We start from the raw sequence: 24,934 nt of genomic DNA, 5'->3' as shown, positions 1-24,934 counted from the left end.
TGAACGAAATTCTTAGGGGTCGCGGCCTGCGTCGACAGCGTCGGAAATCGACGCCTCTCGCAAGAATTCGCGACGCGTGGATGTTCCGCGGGCCGGATGTCGCCCGGCCGCCCGTTTGCCCGCCGTGCGGGTCAGGGCTGGGTCGGGGATGCGGAAACCCTGGCCGCGACGAACGGCTGCGGCATCGCATCCTGTCGGTAGCGCTCCCAATCGACACCGAGCTTGCGCATGCGGGACCGGAGGGTGTGCGGGTTGACGTCGAGGATGGCGGCGGCGCCGCGGGAGCCTTCGATTCGCCCGCCGGTGCGGATGAGGGCCTGCTCGATGTGGCGGGCGGCGGCCTGATCGAGGGTGGGCAACGGATCCAGGGCGGCGGACGAAGCGGCCCTCGTCGGGGAGGCCGTCTGCGGTCGCAAGCCGGCCGGGACGCCGAGTGCCCGGACGACGTCCAGTCCCGCCCCGTTGCCCAGGATGGCGGCGCGTTCGATGACCGCCGCCAGCTCGCGGACGTTGCCCGGCCAGGGGTACTGGACGAGCAGGCCGATGTCGTCGGCCGTGGGCGAGAGGTGGTGGAAGCCCAGCCGCTTCGCCGCGCGATGGGCGAAGTGAGCGGCCATGGCCGGCACGTCGGCCAACCGATCGCGCAAGGGGGGGAGGTGGACCGGGAAGACGGCCAGGCGATACCAGAGGTCCTGGCGGAAGCGACCGTCGTGGACCATCGCGTGGAGGTCGCGGTGGGTCGCGGCCACGATCCGCACGTCCACCCGCCGGGGCTTCTCGCCGCCGACCCGTTCGAAGCAGCCGTCTTGCAGGATTCGGAGCAACCGCACCTGCGCGGCCGGGGGGAGTTCGCCGCACTCGTCGAGGAAGAGCGTGCCGCCGTCGGCCCGCTCGAACCAGCCCTTGCGCTCACCGACCGCCCCGGTGAACGACCCCTTCTCGTGCCCGAACAGCTCGGAGTCGACCAGCTCTGACGGGATCGCGCCGCAGTTCACGCGGAGGAATGGGCCGGAGGCCCGTCGCGAGCGGGTGTGGATCGCCCGCGCGACGACCTCCTTGCCCGAGCCGGTCTCGCCCAGGATGAGGACCGGGGCGTCGGACGTCGAGACCAGCTCGATCTGCTCCATGACCTCGCGCAGGCCGGTGCCTGCCCCGATGATCGAATCGGCGACGTCCTCGCGATCGAGCTTCGAGCGCAAGGTGCGGTTCTCGGCCTCGGCCGCTTCCCTCAGCTTGACCAGCTCGCGGAGTCGGTGGTCGTTCTCCACCGCGACCGTCAGGGGATCGACCAGGGCCCGCACCAGCTCGACGTGCTCGGGGGCGAAGCGGTGCGGCGGGCGCGGTGCCAGCAGCAAGATCGCCGGGGCCCCCTCCTCCGGGTTCAGGGGGGCCGCCAGGATCGCCCCCTCTAGCCCGACCGGGGCCAGCCCCGGGAATCGGGCGGAGAACGCGCGAAGGTCCTCGACCAGAATCTCGTCCCGCTCGCACCAATGCCCAAGCCTCGCCAGGATTTCGGCCGCGACCGGCGTCCTGGCGTCGGCCCGGCCGTCGCTCTCGCCGATTCGCTTGAACGCCACCGTCTCCAGGCATCCCCCGGCCCGATCCACCGACCGGATCGCGGCGACTTCCAGGGAGAGGTGATCCGCCAGCAGCGGCACCGTCTCCTCCAGAGATTCCGTCAGCGTCCGGTGCCGCGAGACGACCCGCCAGATGGTCAATAAGAGAGGGCCAATGTCGTTCATTCCCCTAGTCAACCAGGAAATGTCATGGGTTTCCAGGAAATAGCAAGGGCGAGACCGTGATATTTCCCAGCAAGGTCGTTTGCCGGAGTATGCAAGCCAGGAATTCTTCGCCGTTAAGATTAGTTTTCCACCTTGGATAGTCAGGTTTACAGGGATTCGGCCCCGGTCGGGGTCCTTGGCACTCCGGTTGCTCAAAGGCATGCAGGTTCTCGATCTTCCCTACCGAGAAAGTTTGGTCCTGGGCTCGACAACGGACCGATTCTGGAAGTATAAGCGGCCGCAACGCCGCGGTGGTCCGGGTCGACGAGGACGGGACCCGGGTGGGGAAGCGAGGCGGGCGTTTCGATGGCATTCAGGACGACACGGACGATGGACACGGCGAGAGCGAGGTCGGGTGCGAGGCGGCGACGTGCCGGCGCGGGGCGGGACCGGTGGAATCCGGCCGACGTCGCGGGAGCCTTGGGTCGGGCCGCGATGCTGGCGGCCGCGACGGGCCTCTGGGGGTGTAGCGACGCCGGGCTCGCGGGCCCGGACGTGCCGGTCTACCCGGTGAAGGGCAAGGTCACGTTCGAGGGCGAGCCGGCCGCCGGCGCGTTCGTCGTGTTCAACCCCAAGACGGCCCCGAAGCCCGGCCAGCAGGCTTTCACGCCCCGGGCGACGGTCCAGGCCGACGGCACGTTCGCGCTCACCAGCGCGACCGAGGGCGACGGCGCCCCGGCCGGCGAGTACGCCGTCACCGTCCAGTGGCTGAAGCCGGTCAAGCAGGGCGCCGACCTGGTCGCCGGCCCCAACGTCATCCCCAAGGCCTACGCCACGGCCGAAACCACGCCGCTCAAGACCACGGTCCGCCAGTCGGACAACGCCCTCGAGCCGTTCGCGATCACCCGTAAGTGAGTACGGCGGCGGCGGCCGTCGACTAATCGACATATCGCTCTGCATTCAGGCCTGCGGCGAGCGTCGTCGAGGCCCGGTCTCCTTACGTAGCCAAGATATCCCAGGAGTCGAAGATGATTCGTTTCCGTCGCGTTCGGGCGGGCTTCACGCTGATCGAATTGCTGGTCGTCATCGCCATCATCGCCGTGTTGATCTCGCTCCTGCTGCCGGCCGTCCAGGCCGCCCGCGAGGCCGCCCGCCGCGCCCAGTGCGTCAACAACCTCAAGCAGATCGGCATCGCGTTCCACAACTTCCACGACGTCAACAACAACGTCCCCTACAGCCTGCGTCCGTCGGGCCTGACGACCGCGCCGCGGGTGGCGGCGATCCTGACCATGCTCAACTACATGGAGCAGACCCAGATCTTCAACGCCCTGAACATCGGCATCACCTGGGGCGACCCGTCCAACGCGACGGCCGTCAAGACGCGGATCAACACGCTGGTCTGCCCGTCGAGCCCGGCCGACGCGAGCCGGCTGGACGGCATCCCCGAGGTGCAGCCCTACTCGCCGACCTGGTCCGCCACGGTCGCCGCCATCACCGACTACTCGCCGATCGTCGGCATCGACGCCCGCCTGGGCGGCCCCCCGTACAACGTCTTCCCGGCCGGCGCCACCCCGCCCGAGTCGCTGATCGTCAAGAACAAGAAGACCCGCCTGGCCGACGCCACCGACGGGCTCTCGAACACGATCGTCTTCGTCGAGTCGGCCGGCCGGCCGTTCGCCTATCGCCGGGGCGGCAAGGTCTTCGGCTCGGTCCCCGACCACCGCGTCAACGCCGGCGGCTGGGCCCGTCCCGCCAGCGACGTCAGCCTCAACGGCTCGACGGCCGACGGCTCGGTCTTCCCCGGCCCGGTGGTCATCAACGCCGCCAACGGCGAGGACGTCTTCGGCCAGCCGTTCCCCCACCCGTACTACGTCAGCGAGGGGACCGGCGGCCTCTTCTCGTTCCACACCGGCGGGATCAACGTCCTGCTCGGCGACGGCTCGGTGCGGTACATCAAGGACAGCGTCTCGCTGCAGACGATCGCCGCCCTGGTGACCCGCGCCGGCGGCGAAATCGTCTCCGCCGACCAGTATTGACCTGGACGGCGAGGCGACGACGCCCGACCATCCGGATCGAATCGGCCGGCCCCCCGCGTCACCCCGACGCGCCGGGGCCGGCTCCTCCGCCTTCCCGCCCCGCCCGATTCCGAGGGATCCCATGGAGTTTCGCACCCCCCGCCCCGCCCGGCTCGGCCTCCCGGCCCTGGCCCTCTTCGCCCTGGCCGGCTGCGGCGGCGAGCCCGTCCCGAAGGCCGACGCGCTGAAGATCGGCGCCTACTCGGTCGTCAAGGAGGTCTTCCACGAGGGCCTCATCCCCGCCTTCGCCGCCAAATGGAAGGCCCAGACCGGGCGCGAGCCCGAGTTCGAGGAGTCGTACAACGCCTCGGGCGCGCAGGCCCGCTCGATCGCCTCCGGCTTCGACGCCGACGTCGCGGCGCTCTCGCACTCGGGCGACATGGAGCTGCTCGTCAAGGCCGGCAAGGTCGCCCCCGGCTGGAGAGAGGGGCCGTACAAGGGGATCCTCAGCAACAGCCTCGTCGTCGTCGGCCACCGCGAGGGGAACCCCAAGTCGATCCACGACTGGGCCGACCTGGCCAAGCCCGGCTTGGGCGTGCTCTATCCCGACCCCAAGACCTCGGGCGGCGCCCGCTGGAACATCAACGCCATCTACGGGGCCGCCCTGCTCGAGGCCCGCGCCAAGGACCCGGCCAACCCCGACCTCGCCGCCGTCCGCGACCGGCTGGCGAAGGTGCAGGCCAACGTCGTCAACATGGACCAGTCGGGCCGCCAGAGCATGGCCAACTTCGTCAAGTCGCAGAACGCCGACGCCGTGGTCACCTATGAGAACGAGCTGCTGCTGCGGGCCAAGGAGGGCGAGGCGATCCCCTACGTCGTCCCCCCCTCGACGCTCCTGATCGAGAGCCCCGTGGCCCTCGTCGGGCCGTCGGTCGCCAAGCACGGCAACGAGGCCCTGGCCAAGGCGTTTCTCGAGTTCCTGCTCTCGGCCGAGGGCCAGAAGATCTTCGCCGCGTACGGCTTCCGGCCCGTGAACCCCGAGGCCAAGGACGCCGTCGCCGGCCGTCCCGAGCCCGCCCACGTGTTCACGACCGACGACCTCGGCGGCTGGGCGAAGCTCGAAGAAGAGCTGTATTCCACGAACGGCCTCTGGTCGACCATCGCCGCCCAGGCCGTGCAGAATCGGGGGAAGTGAGGCATGGCCGCCAGCATCGCCCGACGTCGGCCGCACCCGGGCCTGATCCTCCGGGGCGGGAGCCTCGCCTACCTGGGGGTCATGGTCGTCCTGCCGATGCTGGCGATGACCTGGCAGGCGGTCCAGCCCGGCCCCCGCGCCTTCTGGGCGGCCGTCGCCGAGCCCTACGCCTGGCACGCCCTCAAGCTGACCTTCGTCACGGCCTTCATCATGGTCCTCGTCGGGGCGGTCACCGGCACGGCCACGGCCTGGGTGCTCGTCCGCTACGAGTTCCCGGGCCGGAACCTGGTCAACGCCCTGATCGACCTGCCGTTCGCCGTTCCGACCGTCGTCACCGGGGTCATGCTGGTCGCGCTCTACGGGCCCGACAGCGTCGTCGGGGCGATCATGGGGAAGGCCGGATGGAAGGTCATCTACGACCAGCCGGGGATCATCCTGGCGCTCCTCTTCGTGACCTACCCGTTCGTGATCCGCAGCGTCCAGCCCGTGCTCCTGGGGCTGGACAAGGCCGAGGAAGAGGCCGCCGCGACCCTCGGCGCGGGGCCCTGGACGACCTTCCTCCGCGTGACGCTCCCCACGCTCTGGCCCTCGATCCTGACCGGCTCGGCGCTCTCGTTCAGCCGGGCGCTCGGCGAGTACGGCAGCGTCGTGATGGTCGCGGGCAACCAGCCGCTGCTGACCAAGACGGCCCCGATCTACGTCTTCGGCGAGATCGAGAGCGGCAACCGCCACGGGGCGCTGGCCGTCTCGGCGGTGCTCCTGGGCTCGTCGCTCCTGATCCTCATCATCCTCAACGCGCTCCAGCGCCGGGGGGAGATCCATGACGCGGCCTGACCCCGACGCGGCGCCGGACCTCGAACGGACCTCCATGCCCCGGGCGGCCGACCTGCCCGCCCAAGGCCGCGAGACGGCCTCGTCGTGGGGGCGTCGGCTGCTGATCGGGGCGGTCCTGCTCTGGTTCGCGGCCCTGATCCTGATCCCCGGCGGGGCCCTGGTGAGGCAGGCGCTCGCGGGCGGCTGGAAGCCCCTGGTCGCGGCCCTGGGCGAGCCGGCCGTGCGGCGGGCCTTCGCGATGTCGCTGGGGATCACCCTGGTCGCCACGGTCGTCAACACGATCTTCGGCATCGCCATGGCGCTCGTCCTGGTCCGCCAGCGGTTCTTCGGCCGGGCCCTGGTCGACGGCATGGTCGACATGCCGTTCGCCGTCTCGCCGATCGTGGCCGGGCTGATGCTGATCGTCCTGTACGGCCCCGACACCGCGGTCGGCGGCTGGCTGGAGTCGCGGGGGTTCCCGGTCATCTACGCCCTCCCGGGGATGATCCTGGCGACGATGTTCGTGACGGTCCCGTTCGTGGTCCGCGAGCTGGTGCCGATCCTGCGCGAGCTGGGCGACGAGTACGAGCAGGCCGCGCACACGCTGGGGGCGGGCCGCTGGCGGACCTTCTGGAGCGTGACCCTGCCGTCGATCCGCTGGGGCGTGGCCTACGGCGTGACCCTGACGGTCGCCCGCTGCCTGGGCGAGTTCGGGGCCGTGCTGGTGGTCTCGGGCAACGTCATCGGCCACACCCAGACGGCGACGCTCTACATCGCCGAGGGGATCGACAGCTTCCACGCCGAGGGCGCCTACGCCGCGAGCCTCGTGCTGGCCGCCGCGTCGTTCGTGCTGCTGGTGGGGATGGACCTCGTCCGGGTCCGCCTGGAAGGGGCCAAGGAGGTGGAACCGTGAGCGCCGCGACGTCGCAGGGGACGGGGCTGGATCGCGCGAGATTGTCGCCGGGGGCCGACCTTTCGTACCATCGGGGGGCGTGGCTCTCGCCGCGGCGCGAGGCCGCGGCGAGGCCGGGGAGCGAGGAGAAGGCCGTGGCGATCGAGGTCCGGGGGCTGTCCAAGAAATACGGCTCGTTCCAGGCGGTGAGCGACGTCTCGTTCGAGGTCCAGGCGGGCCAGCTCGTGGCCTTGCTGGGCCCCTCGGGGTCGGGCAAGAGCACGATCCTGCGGACGATCGCCGGCCTGGAGGCCGCCGACTCCGGCAGCGTCCTGCTGACCGGCGAGGACGCGACCGAGCTGCCCGTCCAGCAGCGCGGGGTCGGCTTCGTGTTCCAGCACTACGCCCTCTTCCGGCACATGACCGTCCGCGACAACATCGGCTTCGGCCTGAAGATCCGCGGCGTGTCGAAGCCCGAGATCCGCCGCCGCGTCGACGAGCTGCTCGACCTGATCCAGCTCGGCGGCTACGCCGGCCGCTACCCCTCGCAGCTCTCCGGCGGCCAGCGCCAGCGCATCGCCCTGGCCCGCGCCCTGGCCCCCCGGCCCAAGGTCCTGCTCCTCGACGAGCCCTTCGGCGCGCTCGACGCCAAGGTCCGCGACGAGCTGCGGACCTGGCTGCGGCGGCTCCACGACGAGGTCCACGTCACCAGCCTCTTCGTCACCCACGACCAGCGCGAGGCCTTCGAGGTCTCGGACCAGATCGTGGTCCTGGCCGACGGCAAGGTCCAGCAGATCGGCCCCCCCCAGGTCCTCTACGAGAAGCCCGCCAACCCCTTCGTCGCCGGCTTCCTCGGCGCCGTCAACGTCCTGCCGCTGGCGTCCTTGAAGGCCGGCGCCATCGGCCGCGGCCCCGAGACCTGGCTCGACCGGCCCCCCGCCGAGCACGCCGAGGCCTACGTCCGCCCCCACGACCTCGACGTCTACTCCGAGCGCGACGGCAAGCCCTACTGGCCGGCCACGATCGAGCGCATCACCCCCCTCGGGGGCGTCGTCCGCCTCGACCTCCGCATCGCCCCCGACCACCCCCTCCAGATCGAGCTGCCCCGCAACCGCTCGCACGGCGTCGGCTTCGCCGCCGGCGACGAGGTCTACGTCTCCCCCCGGCACCTCAACGTCTACGACCGCGCCCAGGGCTCCTTCCAGCCCGTCGACGTCCACCGCGCCCTCGGACTCGCGCTCCAGGACGGCGCCGGGATCTGAGCCGGAGATCGGCTCCGAATTGGCTTCCTTCGGGATCGAGTTCGGCGTCGATTTCGACGCAAGTCGTTGTTGTGTCGATGCTTGAGTTTCTGAAAATCGGCTTCGATCCTCGTTTTCGGCGTTGAATTTTTCGGTTTCGCCATCGACCTCGTCGTCGCGTCTCGCCCCTCCGCGCGCAGGCCTCCACGGGATAGGATGGTCCCGATTCGCATTTGGGGGGACCAATTCCCCGCGGAGCATGCGGAGATCGGACGCGAGGTCGCGACGCCGGCGGAGGGTTGCTCCGTCAAGAAGCCCCTCGCGAGACCGCTCGCTCGTCCTTCCCCCCTCGTTGGAGAAAGTGGCCCGACGGGCGGGATGAGGGGGACCCCGATGGGCCTTCCGGACTTCGAGGTCGCTTCGGGCTTGTGAATGCGATCGCCCCCGTCGGACGAGGGGGATCCCATAAGGGACTCGGATTTCGAGGCCGGCGCGGCATCGTGGAATGCGAGAGGGCGGGGTCGGATGATGAGCCCCTCATCCGGCCTTCGGCCACCTTCTCCCACGAGGGGAGAAGGACGATTCGCCCGGGCCCGACCAATCGGGACCCACGGCGAAGGGCGCGACCCGCGACGGCTGGGGCGGCTTCGAAAAGACGCGAGGACGTGCGGTGTCCTCAGGCCGCACGCCCCCGGGTCTCACTTGTTCCCCCGCCCCGGCGCGGAGGGTTCGCGCCGGGGCGGGCGGGGCGTGGCGAGGGATCGGCCCTCGACGGGGCGGGCGGCGACGCCGAGGGCCGCGCCGGCCGAGGTGAAGGCGGCGACGAGCAGGTGGGCGGAGAGGCGGGCGGGGGCGGACGCGGCGACGGGCTTGCTGGTCTCGGCGAGCGGGAACGCCAGGGCGCCGAGCAACTGGTAGGCGACGACGCCCGCGACGGCGCCGACCAGGCCGCCGACGAGGGCGCGGGGGAGCGACCGACGGTCGAAGCCCAGGCCGAACGCCGAGCCGGCCGCGGCCCCGGCCAGGCCGGCGATCGCGCCCTGGAGCAGGACCGCGGCGACGAGGTCGTCGCCGTCCGGGGGCTGGAGCCGGAGCCCCAGCGGGACCGCCATCTGGACGGCCGCGACCGCGACCGCGGCGCCCAGGAAGCCGCCCAGGAGCGCCGCGGCCCCGGCGGATCGAGGCGAGCGGCCGGCGAGCCCGCCGGCGGCGCCCAGGGCCAGGCCCAGGAAGCCGCCCAGCAGGCCGAAGGCCAGCGACGATTCGGCGACGACGCCCGCGCGGTAGCGGGCCGTGGCGGCCGCCGCCTCGCCGGGGGTGGGGATGCCCGCCGTGGCGGACAGCCGCGGGGCGTAACGCCCGTAGACCGCCTCCCCCGCCGGCCCCGAGGCGAACGCCGCCAGCAGGCCGGCGGCCAGGGCGGCCCCCAGCAGCCGGGCCGTCGCGGGCCGGGCCCCCGCGACGACGGCGTCCGCCCCCGCGGGCGGCGGGGCTTCCGGGATCAGGTCGGCGTCGAGGGTCGACATGGTGGCCTCGCGCCTCAGTAGGAGTCGGAGCCGACGACCTCGCCGCCGGCCTTGGTGCCGAGCGCCCACCAGACGGGCATCGCGACCGAGCTCTTGATGAACTTCACGCTGCCGTCGGCCATGCAGGCGTTGACGCCGCCGGGATGGTTGCTGGTGGCGTTGTAATAGCCGCTGTGGAGCGCCCCGCAGTCGGGCCCGCAGTCCATCCGGCACGAGTTCCAGGGGTAGTCGTTCGAGTTCGGCGGGACCAGCGTCTGGAACATGCTCTCGCCGAGGGCGCCGAGGTTCCAGCGGAACCCACGCTGGCCCATGCTCCGCTGGGTCCGGAACCAGTCGTTGCAGATCTGCCAATCCGCCTTCAGCGCGACGATGTTGGCGGGGGTGGAGGGGGCGTCGAGCAGCGAGTAGGCGACGCCGGCCCCGCCGGTGTTGGAGGGGCCGTCGCGCCACTTCGCCTGCCTCGGGCTGTAGATGGGGCCGGAGACGAGGGCCTCGGAGTAGGCGATGGTGTTCGACGAGCCGTCGGTGACGTGCTGGATGCCGTAGTTCGCCTTGCTGGCGAAGATCCCCGTCGACTGCTGGTTCGGGTAGAACCCCGCGGTCGTGCCCACGGAGCCGAAGTAATTGTTGGTGTTCTCGACCCCGGTCAGGCCGTCGGAGGGGCACATGAACGCGGCCACCTTCGAGAGGAAGACGGTCGAATTGTGCACTGCGCCGGTCCCCTGCCAGGTCGTCCAGCAGAAGTTGGCCGCGTCGTAGAGAGGCCGCTGCTCCAGGTAGGGGAGGAGCATGGCATTGGCCCCCCAGGTGCCCCAGTCGGCCGTCTGGGCGGAGCCGATCTCCTGGTAGGCGATCGTCGCCGTCATGGGGAACGAGTTGAGGGCGCTGTGATAGTTGTGCAGCCCCAGCCCGATCTGCTTCAGGTTGTTGATGCACTGCGCCCGCCGCGCCGCCTCGCGCGCCGACTGCACGGCCGGCAGCAAGAGCGCGATCAGCACGGCGATGATCGCAATGACCACGAGCAGCTCGATCAGCGTGAATCCTCGGGAGACATGCCGTCGCATCGTCGACTCCTCTCAAGACCGAAGTACGTAATAATTAGCAGAAGAACGCTCGTCGAACGGTCCCGATCAGGGTCCCGCCTTGGGCTTGGACGCGGTCTTGGCCCCCGGCCGCTTGTCCATGTAGCCCCCCATCGCCTTCATCAGGTTCTGGTCCTTGCTGTTATCGACCTCGACCTTGCCGGACGCCTCGCCGCCGCCGCATCCCGCGATGGCGATCGAGCCGACCAGCACCCCGACGAAGCCCACTTTGCCTCGATACCTCATCAAAACCCCTCCCCCACCTCGCAAGTCGACGAATGATCGAATGAAGATACGGAAGCCGTCCCCGCCCTCGGCGCGCACCCCGACCGCCCGGCCTACCGGCCCGATCCGCGTCGGATTCCTTGCACGCATGAAGGGGGAGGGCGCCGCGGGCGACGGCCGCTCGGGCCGAACGCATCGACGTCATCGGTAGGTTTGTCATGCACGTATAAGATGGCAAGAAAAAAATCTTAAGGAGACCTCGATTTCGACACGGGGCGTGGATGCGGCCTTGCGGGCGCGAGGTCTTCGCATCCGTCTCCTAGACGGCCGGCGTCGTCGACTCGGGCCGCCGACCGGCAAGGCGGAATTTTCCCGAAACGTCGGATTTTCTCGTCCGGTCGCCGCGCCGACGTGGATAACCCCCCGTGGCGAAGACGAGACGCATCACGCGAATGACGCCGAGGGGGTGGGCCATGGTGGTGAGCATCACGACCTTGAAGCTGATCTGCGAGCTGGCCAGCGTGTGGATGGTGGGGATGGTGGCGATCCTGGCCTTCGTCGTGGTGACGGTCGACCGGCTCAACGTCCGGATCGCCGAGCTGGAGGATCGGATCAAGGTGCTCGGCGGCGAGACCCGGACGCCGGCGTCGGCCCAGGTCGTCCGTCGCGACGCGGTCGCCGCCCGGTACGACGCCGATCCCCGCGCCGATCGGCCGGCCCCGGTCCTCGTCCGGGCCTGACGGGGCGTTCCCGGCCGTCCGGCCGCCTGGTATCGTGGGACGCGGCGAGAAGCGCCCGCGAGCCCGGCGCAGCCCGAGGAGAGCAAGACGGTGCGAATCCTGGTCGTCGGCGCCGGCGGGATCGGCGGGTATTTCGGGGGCCGGCTGGTCGAAGCGGGCCGCGACGTCACGTTCCTCGTCCGCCCCGGTCGGGCGGCGAAGATGGCGGCGACGGGCCTGGCGATCCGCAGCCCCGCGGGCGACGCGGACCTGCCGGCGTCCTCCGCGGTCACGGCCGAGGGCCTGGCGACGCGCGGGCCGTTCGACCTCGTGATCGTGACGTGCAAGGCGTACGACCTCGCCGCCGCCGTCGAGGACTTCGCCCCCGCGGTCGGGCCGAGGACCGTCGTGCTGCCGCTGCTCAACGGTTTGCAGCACCTCGACGCGCTCGACGCCCGTTTCGGCGCGGGCGCGGTGTTTGGCGGCCTCTGCTTGATCTCGTCGCGACGCGACGAGCACGACCGGATCGTGCACCTCAGCGACGTCCACCGCCTGACCTTCGGCGCGCGCTCGCCGGGCCAGGCCGACGTCGTCCGCGAGGTCGCCCGGGCGTTCGAAGGGGCCCGGTTCGAGGCCGTCGCCAGCGACGACGTGACGCTCGCCATGTGGGAGAAGTGGGTCTTCCTCGCCACCCTCGCCGGCGTCACCTGCCTGATGCGCGCGGCCGTCGGCGACGTGGTCCGCGCCGGCGGGACGGACCTCGTCACGACCATGCTGGAAGAGGCCCGCGCGATCGCCGAGGCCAACGGCTTCGCCCCCCGGGCGCCCTTCCTCCAGATGTCGCGCTCGCGGCTCGTCGACCCGGATTCGACGCTCACCGCCTCCATGCTCGACGACCTGGAACGCGGCGGCCCGACCGAGGCCGATCACATCCTCGGCGACCTGCTCCGCCGCGGCGAGCCCGGCCGCGGCGCGACCCCTTCGCCGCTCCGGACGGCCCTGCTCGCGATCCGGGCCCAGGAGAACCGCGCCCGCCGCTGAATCGGGCCCATTCCCGACCCGCGCGACGCCCGGGTAGACTGCTCGGTCGCCGCGCGGGGATAGGTCCGGCGCGGGGTGGCGAGGAGGGTTCGGGCATGACGGGCTTGAGCGTGCTGGCGATCGTCGCGGGGCTGGTGCTGGCGTCGGACGCGCCTGAGGCGGACGTCCGGCCCAACATCGTGGTCGTATACGCGGACGACATGGGGTACACCGACCTGGGCTGCTACGGCGGCGACCTGGCGAAGACGCCGAACCTCGACCGCATGGCCCGCGAGGGGGTCCGGCTCACGCGGTACTACTCGGCCTCGCCGATCTGCTCGCCCTCGCGGTGCGGGCTGCTGACCGGTCAGTTCCCGGCGCGCTGGCGGATCACCAGCTACCTCCAGACCCGGGCGGGCAACCGCGCGTGCGGGCAGGCCGATTTCCTGGACCCGGCCGCGCCCAGCCTGCCGCGGACGCTGAAGTCGGCGGGCTACGCGACGGCTCACGTCGGCAAGTGGCATCTCGGCGGCGGCCGCGACGTGGTCGACCCGCCCAAGTTCGCCGCCTACGGCTATGACGTCGGCCTGGGCACCTGGGAGAGCCCCGAGCCCCATCCCGACATCACGGCGACCGACTGGATCTGGTCGGACCGCGACCCGGTCAAGCGATGGGACCGCACGCGATGGATGGTCGACCGGACGCTCGACTTCCTGAAAGGCCACGCCGACCGGCCCTGTTTCGTGAACCTGTGGCTCGACGACCCGCACACCCCCTGGGTCCCCTCGGCCGAGGACCAGGCGGCCGGCAAGGAGGGCCGGACCGTCGGCAAGGCGTCGACGCCCGGGCGGCTCCGCGGCGTGCTGGAGGAGGTCGACCGCCAGGTCGGTCGGCTGCTGGACGCGGTCCGCGCGGGGGGCTCGGCCCGGCCCACGCTCGTGCTGTTCCTCTCCGACAACGGCCCCCTGCCCACGCTCGACCGCCGCCGATCGGGCGTCTTCCGCGGCAGCAAGCTGAGCCTCTACGAGGGGGGCGTGCGGCTGCCGTTCCTCGCCTGGGGGCCGGGCCTGGTCCCCTCGGGCGTGACGAACACGGCGACCGTCCTCTCGGCCGTCGACCTCTTCCCGACGCTCTGCGCCCTCGCCGGCGCCCCCCTGCGCCCGGGTTACGAATCCGACGGCGAGAACCTGCTGTCCGTCCTCCGCGGCGAGCGTCCCCGACGCGCGAAGCCCCTCTTCTGGGAGTACGGCCGCAACCCGTCCTCGTTCGACTACCCCCCGGGCGACGACCGCTCGCCGAACGTGGCGATCCTGGACGGCGACTGGAAACTGCTGGTGAACGCCGACGGCACCGGAGCCGAGCTGTACGACCTCGCCCTCGACCCCGAAGAACGCCACGACCGCGCCGCGGCCGAGCCCGCCCTGGCCCGCCGCCTCGCCGACCAGGCGCTCGCCTGGCGGCGCGCGATGCCGTGAAGTCGGGCGCCGGCTGATCGTCGCCCGCTTCAGGCCTTCTTGCGCTTGAGGATTGCGGCGATCCAGTCCGGCGCGTAGAACGGCGTGCATCCCTTCGGAACCGGCCGGTCGTCGATCAGGCCCCAGCGGGTGCCGATATCGATCGCTCGCGGCCGGTGTTCCGGGAAGCGCACGCCGATCTCCACCAGGCACCGCATCATCGACTCCGCCTTCTCCACCGGGGCCGACTTGCAACCGGACTCGATGGTCTCCAGGATGTCCGCGCACTCCCCGGCGGCCAGCCGCTTGCTGAGGAGTTTCGCCACCAGCAAGTTCCAGCCCGCTCGCCCGATCAGCGGCTGCTCGGCGCCCGCCCACTTCCGACACGACTCGTCCGCGCAGGGCGCTTCCGCGACGACCTTGTAGGTCAGCTCGTCCACGACCTGGACGTCGACGACCGAAGCGAGCATCGACTCGGCGTCCTCGGCCGTGAGTCGATCCGGCGTCATGGCCATCGTGGCCAGGAGCCTCGCATCGAGCCGCCCGGTGTCCCACAACGCGAGCGCGAGGGCGTGGTCGGCCTTGAGCTTCGCGCCCAGCGCCCGCAACGGCCCCATCATCACGCGCGTCTTGCCCGCCGCCTGGGCGTCGAGCCGTCCGAGCACCTCCGCAAGCTCCATCGCGCCACCCTCCTTGTTTCGTCTCGGCCAGCTCTGCGTTTCGCAAGTTCGTCGGCATGTCGTCTTTACCTCAAGCCCGCCGCCCAGGCCTGAGCGACGCGAGCCATCTCGACGAAGACGTCCTCGTCGCTCGCGCGGGATTTCTTGAGGATCTTGTAGCCGTGATCGGCCGTGTCGAGGAGATGAAGCGTCGCGCGGCGCCCGAGCCTCTCGCAGACCGGCCTGAGCAGGTCCAGGTCCGCCAGTTCGTCGCGCGTCCCGCTCAGGAAGAGCATCGGCGCGGCGACGTCCGCGAGGTGGTCGGCCCGCTTCGTCTCGGGCTTGCCCGCCAGGTGGAGCGGGAAGGAGAAGAAGACCAGGCCGTGAACGCCCTCGATCGGCGATTCGGACGCCGCCGTCGAGGTCATGCGTCCGCCGAAGGAATGGCCGCCCGCCAGCAAGGGCAGGTCGGGAGAGGCCTTCCGCGCCGCGGCGACCGCCGAACGGATGGTCTCCGTGCAGACGGCCTGCCCGTCCCGGCCCTTGCCGTGCTCCGAGTAGGGGAAGTTGTAGCGGAGCGTCGCGACCCCGACCTCGGCCAATCGATCGGCGATCGACTGCAGCGTGGCATGCCGCATGTTCGTGCTGGCGCCATGGCCGAGGACGAGCAGATGCGTCGCGCCTTCCGGCCGGATCAGGAGGGCGGAGACATCGCCCTTCTCCGGCGTGGCGAGGAACTTCAACTCCTGGACGTCGTGCGGCATATCAAGGGCCTCAGGACAGGGCGTGCATGAACGAGACGTGTCCACCGAGGAGCCATACGAACCAGCCGATCGCCCAGAACGCCAGCCGAACCGCCCGCCGGCCCCGTCCGAAGGGCGGCGCGACGACCTGGACGGTGAGCCCCAGCGCCAGCGCCGGGCCGCAGACCGCCGCGAGCCGGAGCGAGGATTGAAGACAGCAGGGCTGTCCATTGCGGGCGATGGCCCCGATGAAGGGGCCGGTGATCGTCGCCAGCGTCGTGAGGGCCACGGGGCGGTCGCGGACGTCGCCGGGTGATCCCGAGCTTACCGCGAGGTAGGTCAGGACCGTGAAGGGCGCGAGCAGGCCCAGGAAGATGAACCGACGAGCCCGGGACGTGAGGTTCTTCGGCGGCCCGAAATCGGCGAAATCGGCGTGCATGGCTGTGCCTCGATCGGACTGAGCGAAGCCCCGAGTTTGCGGAATTCGAGGGGGGGCGTCTGCCGGGCGGTGCCGCGTATGACCCGGATCTTTAGGAGTCTCGCAAAATAACCTATCCAATTCGGCACCCGATTGGCCTTCGTGGACGGGGGGCCGGATACACGGCTTGGAGGCCGCCGAATGCTGGAAAATACAGATGGAAATTCTTGGGCGAGAAGGTCCATCCCGCCCCTGAAATTTCACCAGCCGAATTCCAGTTCGGTCTTTCGTGCGTCTTCGCACTCGGACCCGCCATGTCGTTGGCGATAAAAACGCTCATCCCGCCGAATTGCACCTGCGCCTCCGCCGCAGGTAGGAATCTCACCGATCTCATCCAGCTGGTTGCTGCTTAGTCAGGATGGAACTCGTGATAACTTGAGAGAGATGATCCCCCCGTGGCGCGAATGAGGGTTGGCCGTAGAGCCAGGCGAGCGCGGACACCAGGGCGAAAAGGTCGACCCCATCCATATCGGCGCGCGCCGTCCCCTCGGCTTGAGCACGGAGCAATAGTCGCGCGCCCGCCGAGTGCACCGCTGAGCATGTGGCGTAAAGCGCGGAGTCCGGGTCCGCGTGGGCGCTCGCCATCAAGGCGACAACGCCGCTATAGCTATGCGTGAATGCCACCACTTCTCGAAACCAGGAGACGAGTGCTTCATCGGGTGAGTTCTCCGTTTCGAGCTCGTCTGCCTTCTGCGTCAGCGCGTCCAGATTTGAACGCAGCAACGCTTCGAACAAGGCTTCTCGCGTCGGGAAATGGCGTAGCAGCGTGGCAAACCCGACGTCGGCCCGGCGGGCGATTTCTCGCATGGACGTGTCCGCGCCATGCTCCGCAACGACGTCACGCGCGACTTCAAGCAGGTGGCTGTAATTCTTTTTGGCGTCGGCTCGCATGAGATGCCTTGACAAACGGACCAGTGGTCCGAATACTCCGGGTCGGGATCTGGACCGGTGGTCCATTATGCACCGCCCTTGTCGCGATGGGAACAAGGGCGCCAGCCGACGACACATTAGGGAGGAATGTCATGGGAAAGCTTGAAGGTAAAGTGGCGGTCATCACGGGTGGGGCTACCGGCATCGGCCGCGCCGCTGCAAAGCGCTTTATCGATGAGGGCGCCATCGTCTTCATCTTCGGCCGCAGGCAGGAGGCGCTCGACGCCGCTGTGGCGGACCTCGGGCCCAATGCCCGCGCGGTGAGGGGATCGGTCGCCGATGAGGCCGACCTCGACCGATTGTACGCGGCGGTGAAGGCCGAGCGCGGGACCCTCGACGTCGTCTTCGCCAATGCCGGGGCGGGAAGCCAGGCTCCGCTCGGCAAGATCACCGCCGAGCACATCGACGAGACCTTCGACACCAATGTGAAGGGTACGATCTTCACGGTCCAGAAGGCGCTGCCGCTCTTGCGCGAGGGCGGTTCGATCATCCTGACCGGGTCGAGCGCCGGCACCACGGGCGCACCGGGAATGAGCGCTTACAGCGCGAGCAAGGCGGCAGTCCGCAACCTCGCGAGGACCTGGGCGGAGGACTTGAAGGGCACCGGCATCCGGGTCAACGTGCTCTCGCCCGGGGCGACGGCGACCGAACTCGCGAAGGCAGCGCTGGGCGAGGAGGGCCAGAAGGCCTATGCCGCGATGACTCCGCTTCAGCGCATGGCCGATCCGGCGGAAATCGGAGCGGTGGCCGCCTTCCTCGCGTCGTCGGACAGCAGCTTCATGACTGCCAGCGAAGTCGCCGTCGACGGAGGCCTGGCTCAACTCTGACGCCCTACGTCGCTCCATCCGATTATTCCGAGCGACGTTGGGCGTGCTAAGCCCAAGGAGAATAAGAGCTACGGACGGCATCACGTCTCATCCTGCTTGCCCCTCGTGTTGCGCAGCAGATTGTCGCGCAGCCTGACGACGTTCGTCTGCACGGCGGAGAACTCGTCACCCAAGCCGCAGGACTCGACCAGCGCCCTACCGAGATCGTTCTTGAGCAGGCGCCGGCCGGCCGCGGTCAGGCTCACCCTCACCTGCCGCTCGTCGGCGGGATCGCGGGTGCGGCTGATCTTGCCGGTCTGCTCCAGCTTTTTGAGGATCGGCGTCAGCGTGTTGGATTCCAGGAACAGCTTCTCGCCGAGCTCGCTCACGGTCTGCTCGTCCTGCTCCGACAGGGCCACCATCGCGATGTACTGGGTGTAGGTCAGGCCGACCGCATCCAGGATCGGCTTGTAGGCGCGGCCGAACGCCAGATTGGCCGAATAGACCGCAAAGCACAGATATTTCGAGAGTTTCGGGCCTTCGGCTTCGGCCTTTGGGGAACGGGTCATGGGTCCCTCCGGAGCTTGTGACGTCGCGGCCACCATGTATCGCACCCGATTATAGCGGATGCGATTGACTTGATCCAGGCGCGAGCTAACATTGAAACGCACACGATTAAGTCGGACGCGATTTAACAACCCGACTGGAAGGGGGAACACGAACATGAGCACCATCAGCATCATCGGATCAGGCGGCATGGCCGCGGCGATCGGCGGCCTTGCCGCCAAGGCCGGACATGCCGTCGAGGTGATGAGTCGCGACGCCGCGAAGGCGCGGGCGCTGGCCGAGCAAGTCGGAGCTGGCGCGACGACAGGAACGTTCGGCGCCGCCCCGGCCGGGGACATCGTCATCCTGGCGGTCCCTTACGCTGCCGTTCTCGACGTGGTGAAGCATTACGGTGAAGGGTTGGCGGGCAAGCACCTCGTCGACGTCACCAACCCCGTCGCCTCCGACCACATGAGCCTTGTGACCCCCGAGGACAGTTCCGGCGCGCAGGAGATCGCCAAGGCCGCCCCTGCCGATGCGGATGTCGTCAAGGCGTTCAACACCCAATTCTCCCACGTCCTGGCTGCCGGTCCCACCGAAGGCCACCCGTTGGACGTGTTCCTCGCCGGGGACAACGCGGAGGCGAAGGCACGCGTCTCGGCGTTCATCGAGAGCCTCGGACTGCGCCCGAGGGATACCGGGCCGCTGAGCCTGGCACGGACGCTGGAGCACGTCGGCCTGCTGTCGCTGGGCCTCGTCGCCCACTCCATCAAACATACAAACTTCTCAATTGGCGTCAGTCTTCTCGGCTGAGCGCGCCCGGAGGCCTACTACTCACATCCCTCACAAGGAGCATGAAATGCGTGTTTTCGTCACTGGCGGGACCGGCCATATCGGTTCGTACATCATCCCCGAGCTCATCGCCGCCGGCCACGAGGTCACCGGCCTGGCCCGATCCGACGAGTCCGCGGCGGCGGTGTCCGCGCTCGGCGCCAAGGTGCGTCGGGGGGATCTTTCCGATCTCGAAGGGCTCAAAGCGGCGGCGGCGGAGTCCGACGGCGTCATCCACGTCGCCCACAGGCAAGACTTGCTTCCCTCCGGTGGGATGGACGCAGTGGCCGCCGCGGAGCTCCAGATCATGCTCGCGTACGGCGAGGCCCTGGCCGGAACCGGAAAGCCCCTGGTCGCGTCGGGGAGCATTGGCTCGCCCACGAACTTGGGCTGGCCAGCCCCCGGGGCCCACTTCCTGGGACGACCCGCGACCGAGGAGGATCCGGCCCTTCCCCCCGGCGGCGGTGAGTACAAGGGTTCCCTGCGGGTTCGCAACGTCGTGGAGCTCGCCGTCGTCGGCCTCGCGGAGCGGGGCGTGCGGTCTTCGATCGTGCGGATCCCTCCCATCGCGCACAGCACGACCGATGCCGGCTTCCTCCCGCTTCTGATCGGGCTCGCGAAGGAGAAGGGCGCCGTCGGCTACCCCGGGGACGGAGCGAATCTGTGGCCGGCCGTGCACGGCCGCGACCTCGCCTCCTTGTTCCGCCTGGCGCTGGAGAAGGGCCCGGCCGGCAAAAATTGGCACGGGATCGAGGGCGAGGGCGTCCGGTTCCGCGAGATCGCCGAGGCCATCGGCAGCCGCCTGGGCCTGCCGGCCGTCAGCATCCCCGCGGACGTGCTGATGCTGCCGGGATACTTCGGGTTCCTCGCGAATTTGGTCACGCTGGACCTCCCGGCGTCCAACCTCATCACGCGCCATGCCCTGGGCTGGGAACCCGCTCAGCCCGGCCTGCTCGCCGATTTGGACAACGGCCACTACTTCCCTGCCCACTGAGCTGAACTGAACCAACGCCACCACGAATCCAATCTAAGAGAGAGGGAGATATTTCAATGAGCCTTCAAGAGAACGTCCTGACGGTGAAAGACTTCTTCGCCGCGATCGGCCGCGGCGACGAGGAGAATCTGCTGGCGCTGGTCGCCGAAGACATCGAGTGGATCATCCCGGGCGAGGACTGGCCGCTGGCCGGCACGTACAGCGGGCACGCGGGATTGGCAGCTCTGCTTCAGAAGGCTTCCGAGACGGTGGAAACTTCGACAGAACCCCGCGAATTCGTGGCGCAAGGAGACCGGGTTCTGGTCGTCGGCTTCGCCACGGGGAGAATCAAGGCCACGAATAGGACGTTCGAGGACCATTGGGTCTTCGCCATCACCGTTCGAGATGGCAAGCTGACGAACATCCGGGAGTATATCGACACCCAAGCGTTAATGCGGGCCTCCGAGATGGCGTGATCCCCGGGCCTGAACGATCGGCACCGATACAACGCGTAAAGGCACGTTGCAGGTCGACCTCAACGAGGCTGGCTCGTCCCTCGGTCCCAACCCAACAGGATTGCTCGGCGCGAATCGAGAACCGCTCGAGCGGGGGGGCGGCATGTGAACTTCGAGCCGTATTTCCGGCCCCCGGCGACGACGGCCAATCGGGTGCCGAGTTGGATAGGTTACTCTGGCGAACCACCTTGGTATCGCAAATCCCCCCCTGCTTCCTCTTGATGGCGATCGGGACCGAATCGATTTGGTTTCGTCAGCCCGTGCGACGAGAGCCGAACTCGCGTGGGTGCCGTTCTGGTCATTCCGGCCTCGCCGACCGGCTCTCCAGGGGTTACCTCGCCACGCGACGTCCTCAGGCCGTTGGCGGCTATAAGGATTAATGTTCAATCAGGAAGACTAGAGAGACGGCGGGGGTGCGTCGATATAGGTAATCATCGCGTCGAGTCCAGGGGGCCAGAGCCCGACGAATTTGATCACGGATGATCATGATGCTCAAACGATCGCAACCCTCGAAGCGGCGTTCGCAGGCGCTCCTTCCGGGGGCCGAGGGCCTGGAGGCGCGACGGCTGTTGACCTCGGGCAACTGGCCGACTTACATCTCGTCGGCCGAGTTGAAGTCGTTGCTGAACCAGCCGGTGGGCTACCCGGTGGTCCGGCCGAACACGCCGGTCCTGCCGTACGGCTACACGGCCGCCGCGGCGACCTACATCGACCCGTCGGTGGGCGTCACGAACGGCTACGCGGTGATCGTGAGCGCCCGCAGCTTCATCGGGCCGTACGCCAAGCTGAATGCGTCGGACGGCGTGGTGAAGATCGGCGGCGGGACGGCGATCCTCGACAACGTCGCGATCACGGCGAACCCGACGCACTCGAAGGGGTCGGACGTCCCCGAGGTGCGGATCGGCAGCCAGGTCGAGATCAGCTACGGGGCGACCGTGAACGGCCCGGCCGTGATCGGGGCCTACGACGAGGCTTCGAAGCCGACCTACATCGGCCCCGGCGCGGTGATCGACGGCGCCGCCATCGCGCCCGGCGCGTTCGTGTCGGCCCTGGCCCGCGTCGGCCCCGGCGTCACGGTCCCGGCCGGCATGAAGGTCCTGGCGGGCGCGAACGTCACGACGGACGCCGAGGCGTCGGACCCCGCGCTCGGCAAGGTGACGCCGGTCACGGCCGCGGACCTGTCCGACCTGGGCAAGACGATCACCGCCAACCTGCAACTGGGCGTCGGCTACATCACGCTGTACCAGGGGCAGTCGGCCACCGGCGTCAGCCCGGGCGTGCCGACCACCCGGACGGGGATCTTCAACGGCAACCTGTCGACGATCCTGGGCTCGAACTCGCAGCCGGGGCCCGCGACGACCTTCCTGCCGGCCGGCACGGCGCCGAAGTTCCCCTCGCCCCACCGCGGCCAGGTTCCCGCCGCCCTCACGAGCTTCCCCGCCCGCGCCACCGGCAACGCGTCGATCACCCAGCGGGCCCACCAGGTCGCGTCGAGCGTCGGCCGCCGCAACGCGATCCGGGCCGACCAGGGCCAGTCGATCACCATCGGCTCGATCGCCCAGACCGCGAACAGCGTCACGATCAACGCCCCCAACGGCGGCGCGCTCGCCATCGGCCAGCGGTTCGTCGCCGGCCCCGGCGTGGTGATCCTCGACGGGGCGAGCGGGACCAGGTCGGTCCTCGGCGACGACGTGACCGTGGGCGGCGGGGCCGTCGTCCAGGGCTCGTCGCTCGGCGCCGGCTCGACCGTCGGCCCGATGGCCTACCTGCTCAACTCGACCTTCCCCGCCGGGACCAACATCCCCGCCGGCGCGATCTACGTGAACAACGCCCTCGTGGGCTTCGTCAGCCGTTGACGACAGGGAGGCCTGGATGACGACCTTCTCGACGGAACGCGCGATCCCCGCCGGCCCGAGCGCCGTGTTCGCCGCCTTCGAGGATCCCGCCCGCCTCGCGAGATGGTGGGGCCCCGACGGCTTCAGCAACACCTTCGACACGTTCGAGTTCCGTCCGGGCGGCCTATGGATCTTCTCCATGCACGGGCCCACGGGGACGACGTATCCCAACGAAGCCCTGTTCGCGTCGATCGTCCCGGACCGCGAGGTCGTGATCCGGCACGTCTCGCAGCCGCATTTCGAGCTGACGGTCCGCTTGCAGGAGCATCCCGCCGGCACCCTCGTGGCCTGGGATCAGGCGTTCGACGACGATGCCGTGGCCGAAGCGGTCCGCCACATCGTCGTCCCCGCGAACGAGCAAAACCTCGACCGCCTGAGCGCCGAAGTCGCCTCCGACGCCCTCTCCGCGACATGACGGACGGCTCGTCCCGCGGCCCCTCCCCCGGGGACGGTCGCGACGCTTGATTTACGTTCCGACCGCGGGGCCGTGAGCGATGAACCCCATCGCACCGGCCCCGCGTCGTCGTTTCGAAGGTCGTCGCGCCTCTCACTCGATCGCGAGGCCCTTCAGGATCCCCTGGCCCTGGGCGGTCAGGCCGATCTCGGCCCAGAGCTTGTGGTCGCGGGCGGCGGCCTCGTACTCCGCCCCCCGGCCCTCCTGCACGTAGAACGACTCGACGCCGAACGCGATCTGCGACTCGTCGTCGAGCGTCCCCTGGAGGTACGGGACGTCGCCCTCGGGGGGCGTGCTGCGGGGGGGCCCGGAGCGATAGTGTTTGCCGTCGGGCTCGGCCGTCAGGGGGACGAAGACGGGGTGGTTGCGCCAGGCCGACTCGTTGTCGTAAGTGTAGGGACCGGGGAGGCCCTCGACCCCGCCCGGCGGGACGCGGCTGAAGTCGTACGACAGCGTCACGTATTCGCCGCGGAATAGGTCCCGGGGGTCGACCGGCGCAACCTTGACGTAGACGGTCCGCGTCTCGCGGAACGTCCACAACGTGCCGGCGATCATCCAGCCCAGGACGGCGAGCTGGAAGGCCGCCGCGGCGATCAGCAGGGCCGACTCGCGGCCGGCGAACGGGCCGAGGGCGCGACGGGCCGGCGCGTCGAAGTCGGGGTCGATCGCGGCCGAGGCCGGCGCGGGGCGTGGTTCAGGCGGGAGCATGCGGGACCTCCTTCAGCCGGCGCCAGAGCAAGGCGGCCCCGACGAGGCCGGCGCCGCAGGCCAGGAACATCAAGGCGGCCCCCGGCATGCCGCCGAACCCGCTGAACAGGTCGAGGTAGCGGGCGATCGCCCAGAGCAGGAAGTAGGCCACGCCTGCCGCGAACGGCCGGCCGCGATCCTCGCGGGTGCCGACGATCGTCAGCCAGATCGCCAGCGAGGCCATCGCCGCGTTCGCCCCGATCGTCGTCGCGATCGGCTCGTCGACCACGGCGTTCCAGAACCCCAGCGCCGCGAAGAGGGCCAGCATCGCCAGCGGGAACCACCGCCCCGGCGCGGCCAGCACGCTGCGGCCCAGCGAGACCCCCCTCCCCTCGCGGCGGCGGTCGCGGTCGGCCGCGACGACGAACAGGACGGCCGCCAGCACCACGGCCGCCGCCGTCTCGATCGCCAGCGGCGTGGGGAGCACCTGCCCCCGAATCTCCGAGTTGAACGCGTACGTGCTCAGGGGGATGAGCACGCCCCCCACCAGCAGGACGCCGAGGAACCGGTACGGGATCCCCAGGCCGGCCTCGGGCGGATGGCACGCGGCGATCAGCATGAGGATCGCCCCGACCAGCCCCGCCCAGTAGATCGGCGTCGCGTCGAACTCCCAGGCCGACGGCTGCACGAGGACCCAGAACGTCCCGAGCGCGACGTACAAGGCCAGCACGCTCCGCGACTTCCTCGCGTACGCCCAGGACAGCCCGAACGCCGTCAGGATCGGCACGCTCCAGGCCGGCTCGGCGACCTTCCAGGCCGCGCCGAACCAGCCGAGGGCCGGTCCCAGGGCCGCGCCGGCGGTGTAGGCCGCCAGCGTCGTCGCGACCAGCGCGTGCAGCGGCCAGGTCCCCACGATCAGGGCGAACGGCAGGACGCCGACGGCCCACCACCAGAAGCCCTCGACGCCCGTGACGTTGAAGTTGAACATCTGCGCGACCAGCCAGATCCCCGCGCCGTAGAGCAGGCAGCCGAGGAAGCAGACGACGTCCGACGCCGTCCTCGCGCCCGCCCGATACCGCAGGGCCCAGGCCCCCGCATACGTGCCGCCGAGCGTCAGGAGGATCAGGGCGATCCGGACCGACGTCGACAGCTCCTGCCAGTTGAACGCGACCGCCGTGAGGACGGCCAGGCCGATCATCAGGGCGCCCAGCCCCATGACCGCCGAGCTGGCCCGATCGGTCCGCCTCGCGGCCTCGCCCTCGGGCGTGCCCCCCTCGTACAGGCCGAGGACGCCCTTCGCCTGGTCGCCCGAGAGCAACCCCTGCGTCGTCCAGGCCTCCAGCTCGCCCACCAGCCAGGCGCGCCGGTCGGCCGTGATCTCGCGACCGCCCATGGTCCGTTCCCGTGCGCCGACGCCGGCGCGGCCCGTCCTCGATTCCCGGCGCGCGCACGACGCCGCGCCCCTGAAGACTCTCTAGCACGCCTATGGCGAGATGGCGCGAAATTGTGACGGG

The 24,934-nt window shown here is 69.8% G+C and carries 26 protein-coding genes; 15 read left to right on the top strand and 11 right to left on the bottom strand.

The window, feature by feature from the left end; genetic code table 11:
• Window positions 1-131: 131 nt before the first annotated feature.
• Complete coding sequence (locus PZE19_RS27200) at window positions 132-1,742, bottom strand: sigma-54-dependent Fis family transcriptional regulator (protein ID WP_277863746.1); 1,611 nt, start codon at window positions 1,740-1,742, stop codon at window positions 132-134.
• 474 nt (window positions 1,743-2,216) lie between these two features.
• Here PZE19_RS27200 and PZE19_RS27195 point away from each other — a divergent pair, with 474 nt between their 5' ends.
• The 6 genes from PZE19_RS27195 to PZE19_RS27170 all read left to right on the top strand — a co-directional run bounded on the left by PZE19_RS27195 (window position 2,217) and on the right by PZE19_RS27170 (window position 7,898).
• Window positions 2,217-2,636, top strand: coding sequence for a hypothetical protein (locus PZE19_RS27195; protein ID WP_277863745.1), 420 nt, complete (start codon window positions 2,217-2,219; stop codon window positions 2,634-2,636).
• 113 nt (window positions 2,637-2,749) lie between these two features.
• Window positions 2,750-3,757, top strand: a complete 1,008-nt coding sequence (locus PZE19_RS27190; RefSeq protein ID WP_277863744.1) for a DUF1559 family PulG-like putative transporter — start codon at window positions 2,750-2,752, stop codon at window positions 3,755-3,757.
• Between the two features lie 121 nt (window positions 3,758-3,878).
• Window positions 3,879-4,931 carry a sulfate ABC transporter substrate-binding protein gene (locus PZE19_RS27185; RefSeq protein WP_277863743.1) on the top strand — a complete coding sequence of 351 codons (1,053 nt, stop codon included), beginning with the start codon at window positions 3,879-3,881 and terminating at the stop codon, window positions 4,929-4,931.
• 3 nt (window positions 4,932-4,934) lie between these two features.
• Window positions 4,935-5,765 carry a sulfate ABC transporter permease subunit CysT gene (cysT, locus tag PZE19_RS27180; RefSeq protein WP_277863742.1) on the top strand — a complete coding sequence of 277 codons (831 nt, stop codon included), beginning with the start codon at window positions 4,935-4,937 and terminating at the stop codon, window positions 5,763-5,765.
• A complete protein-coding gene (locus PZE19_RS27175; RefSeq protein WP_277863741.1) occupies window positions 5,752-6,657 on the top strand; it encodes a sulfate ABC transporter permease in 906 nt (301 codons plus the stop codon). The genes cysT and PZE19_RS27175 overlap by 14 nt, the downstream gene beginning before the upstream one ends.
• Window positions 6,654-7,898 carry a sulfate/molybdate ABC transporter ATP-binding protein gene (locus tag PZE19_RS27170; protein WP_277863740.1) on the top strand — a complete coding sequence of 415 codons (1,245 nt, stop codon included), beginning with the start codon at window positions 6,654-6,656 and terminating at the stop codon, window positions 7,896-7,898. Before PZE19_RS27175 ends, PZE19_RS27170 begins: the two co-directional genes overlap by 4 nt.
• A 677-nt stretch (window positions 7,899-8,575) precedes the next feature.
• Here PZE19_RS27170 and PZE19_RS27165 read toward each other — a convergent pair.
• The 3 genes from PZE19_RS27165 to PZE19_RS27155 all read right to left on the bottom strand — a co-directional run bounded on the left by PZE19_RS27165 (window position 8,576) and on the right by PZE19_RS27155 (window position 10,731).
• Window positions 8,576-9,403 (bottom strand): hypothetical protein, encoded by an 828-nt coding sequence (locus tag PZE19_RS27165; protein WP_277863739.1) that lies wholly within the window; start codon window positions 9,401-9,403, stop codon window positions 8,576-8,578.
• A gap of 14 nt (window positions 9,404-9,417) precedes the next feature.
• Entirely contained in the window at window positions 9,418-10,467 is a 1,050-nt protein-coding gene (locus tag PZE19_RS27160) for a DUF1559 domain-containing protein (RefSeq protein ID WP_277863738.1), read from the bottom strand.
• A 66-nt stretch (window positions 10,468-10,533) separates the two neighbouring features.
• Window positions 10,534-10,731 carry a hypothetical protein gene (locus tag PZE19_RS27155; RefSeq protein ID WP_277863737.1) on the bottom strand — a complete coding sequence of 66 codons (198 nt, stop codon included), beginning with the start codon at window positions 10,729-10,731 and terminating at the stop codon, window positions 10,534-10,536.
• 452 nt (window positions 10,732-11,183) lie between these two features.
• On the opposite strand from PZE19_RS27155, the gene PZE19_RS27150 reads away from it, so the two are divergent.
• The 3 genes from PZE19_RS27150 to PZE19_RS27140 all read left to right on the top strand — a co-directional run bounded on the left by PZE19_RS27150 (window position 11,184) and on the right by PZE19_RS27140 (window position 13,924).
• Window positions 11,184-11,450 (top strand): hypothetical protein, encoded by a 267-nt coding sequence (locus PZE19_RS27150; protein WP_277863736.1) that lies wholly within the window; start codon window positions 11,184-11,186, stop codon window positions 11,448-11,450.
• Window positions 11,451-11,540: 90 nt separating this feature from the next.
• Window positions 11,541-12,470, top strand: a complete 930-nt coding sequence (locus PZE19_RS27145; protein WP_277863735.1) for a ketopantoate reductase family protein — start codon at window positions 11,541-11,543, stop codon at window positions 12,468-12,470.
• 95 nt (window positions 12,471-12,565) lie between these two features.
• Window positions 12,566-13,924, top strand: a complete 1,359-nt coding sequence (locus PZE19_RS27140; RefSeq protein WP_277863734.1) for a sulfatase family protein — start codon at window positions 12,566-12,568, stop codon at window positions 13,922-13,924.
• 29 nt (window positions 13,925-13,953) lie between these two features.
• Here PZE19_RS27140 and PZE19_RS27135 read toward each other — a convergent pair whose 3' ends face one another.
• The 4 genes from PZE19_RS27135 to PZE19_RS27120 all read right to left on the bottom strand — a co-directional run bounded on the left by PZE19_RS27135 (window position 13,954) and on the right by PZE19_RS27120 (window position 16,674).
• Window positions 13,954-14,583 carry a DNA alkylation repair protein gene (locus PZE19_RS27135; protein WP_277863733.1) on the bottom strand — a complete coding sequence of 210 codons (630 nt, stop codon included), beginning with the start codon at window positions 14,581-14,583 and terminating at the stop codon, window positions 13,954-13,956.
• Window positions 14,584-14,648: 65 nt separating this feature from the next.
• Window positions 14,649-15,326: an alpha/beta hydrolase family protein gene (locus PZE19_RS27130; RefSeq protein ID WP_277863732.1), complete on the bottom strand. Its 678-nt coding sequence runs from the start codon at window positions 15,324-15,326 to the stop codon at window positions 14,649-14,651.
• A 10-nt stretch (window positions 15,327-15,336) separates the two neighbouring features.
• Window positions 15,337-15,744 carry a hypothetical protein gene (locus tag PZE19_RS27125; RefSeq protein WP_277863731.1) on the bottom strand — a complete coding sequence of 136 codons (408 nt, stop codon included), beginning with the start codon at window positions 15,742-15,744 and terminating at the stop codon, window positions 15,337-15,339.
• A gap of 369 nt (window positions 15,745-16,113) precedes the next feature.
• Window positions 16,114-16,674 (bottom strand): TetR/AcrR family transcriptional regulator, encoded by a 561-nt coding sequence (locus PZE19_RS27120; protein ID WP_277863730.1) that lies wholly within the window; start codon window positions 16,672-16,674, stop codon window positions 16,114-16,116.
• A 131-nt stretch (window positions 16,675-16,805) separates the two neighbouring features.
• Between PZE19_RS27120 and PZE19_RS27115 the strand changes: the two genes are divergently transcribed.
• Window positions 16,806-17,540, top strand: a complete 735-nt coding sequence (locus PZE19_RS27115) for an SDR family NAD(P)-dependent oxidoreductase (RefSeq protein WP_277863729.1) — start codon at window positions 16,806-16,808, stop codon at window positions 17,538-17,540.
• 80 nt (window positions 17,541-17,620) lie between these two features.
• Here PZE19_RS27115 and PZE19_RS27110 read toward each other — a convergent pair whose 3' ends face one another.
• Window positions 17,621-18,088, bottom strand: coding sequence for a MarR family winged helix-turn-helix transcriptional regulator (locus PZE19_RS27110; protein ID WP_277863728.1), 468 nt, complete (start codon window positions 18,086-18,088; stop codon window positions 17,621-17,623).
• Between the two features lie 154 nt (window positions 18,089-18,242).
• Between PZE19_RS27110 and PZE19_RS27105 the strand changes: the two genes are divergently transcribed.
• The 5 genes from PZE19_RS27105 to PZE19_RS27085 all read left to right on the top strand — a co-directional run bounded on the left by PZE19_RS27105 (window position 18,243) and on the right by PZE19_RS27085 (window position 22,694).
• Window positions 18,243-18,878: an NADPH-dependent F420 reductase gene (locus tag PZE19_RS27105; RefSeq protein ID WP_277863727.1), complete on the top strand. Its 636-nt coding sequence runs from the start codon at window positions 18,243-18,245 to the stop codon at window positions 18,876-18,878.
• A 46-nt stretch (window positions 18,879-18,924) separates the two neighbouring features.
• Entirely contained in the window at window positions 18,925-19,890 is a 966-nt protein-coding gene (locus PZE19_RS27100) for an SDR family oxidoreductase (RefSeq protein ID WP_277863726.1), read from the top strand.
• A 56-nt stretch (window positions 19,891-19,946) separates the two neighbouring features.
• Window positions 19,947-20,345 (top strand): nuclear transport factor 2 family protein, encoded by a 399-nt coding sequence (locus PZE19_RS27095; protein ID WP_277863725.1) that lies wholly within the window; start codon window positions 19,947-19,949, stop codon window positions 20,343-20,345.
• A gap of 527 nt (window positions 20,346-20,872) precedes the next feature.
• Complete coding sequence (locus tag PZE19_RS27090) at window positions 20,873-22,240, top strand: LbetaH domain-containing protein (protein ID WP_277863724.1); 1,368 nt, start codon at window positions 20,873-20,875, stop codon at window positions 22,238-22,240.
• A gap of 16 nt (window positions 22,241-22,256) precedes the next feature.
• Window positions 22,257-22,694 carry an SRPBCC domain-containing protein gene (locus tag PZE19_RS27085; RefSeq protein WP_277863723.1) on the top strand — a complete coding sequence of 146 codons (438 nt, stop codon included), beginning with the start codon at window positions 22,257-22,259 and terminating at the stop codon, window positions 22,692-22,694.
• Window positions 22,695-22,826: 132 nt separating this feature from the next.
• Here the strand turns inward: PZE19_RS27085 and PZE19_RS27080 are convergent, their stop codons facing one another.
• Both PZE19_RS27080 and PZE19_RS27075 read right to left on the bottom strand, forming a co-directional pair.
• Window positions 22,827-23,441, bottom strand: a complete 615-nt coding sequence (locus tag PZE19_RS27080; RefSeq protein ID WP_277863722.1) for a GDYXXLXY domain-containing protein — start codon at window positions 23,439-23,441, stop codon at window positions 22,827-22,829.
• Window positions 23,428-24,813: a DUF2157 domain-containing protein gene (locus tag PZE19_RS27075; protein ID WP_277863721.1), complete on the bottom strand. Its 1,386-nt coding sequence runs from the start codon at window positions 24,811-24,813 to the stop codon at window positions 23,428-23,430. The genes PZE19_RS27080 and PZE19_RS27075 overlap by 14 nt, the downstream gene beginning before the upstream one ends.
• Window positions 24,814-24,934 lie beyond the last annotated feature (121 nt).

Source organism: Paludisphaera mucosa (genome assembly GCF_029589435.1).
Taxonomy (GTDB): domain Bacteria; phylum Planctomycetota; class Planctomycetia; order Isosphaerales; family Isosphaeraceae; genus Paludisphaera; species Paludisphaera mucosa.
The sequence above is the reverse complement of the archived record's forward strand: the minus strand, read 5'-3'. Positions and strand labels throughout refer to the sequence as shown.